This window comes from Octadecabacter algicola (genome assembly GCF_021532625.1).
Lineage (GTDB): Bacteria > Pseudomonadota > Alphaproteobacteria > Rhodobacterales > Rhodobacteraceae > Octadecabacter > Octadecabacter algicola.
Genome location: NZ_JAKGAR010000009.1, coordinates 1 through 276, shown reverse-complemented (window position 1 = coordinate 276; position 276 = coordinate 1). Strand labels below are relative to the sequence as shown.

Here is a 276-nt window from a genome sequence, read left to right as displayed (position 1 = left end):
CGCTGAAGTCGGGCCAATCGACATTGTCGTGAACAATGCCGGCATCACCCGCGATGGTGTGCTCCACAAGATGAGCTTCGATGACTGGAACGAGGTCATGCGCATCAATCTTGGCGGTTGCTTCAACATGGCCAAGGCAACATTTCCCGGCATGCGCGAACGCGGATGGGGCCGCATCGTCAACATCGGTTCGGTAAACGGTCAGTCCGGCCAGTACGGTCAGGTCAACTATGCCGCAGCAAAGTCCGGGATCCACGGCTTTACCAAGGCTTTGGC

General features: G+C 57.6%; 1 protein-coding gene. It reads left to right on the top strand.

Going from position 1 to position 276, the window contains the following annotated elements; all coding sequences use genetic code 11:
• Nucleotides 1-276, top strand: a 276-nt coding sequence (locus L0666_RS17150) for an SDR family NAD(P)-dependent oxidoreductase (RefSeq protein ID WP_235262618.1), incomplete at both ends; no start/stop codon positions are given.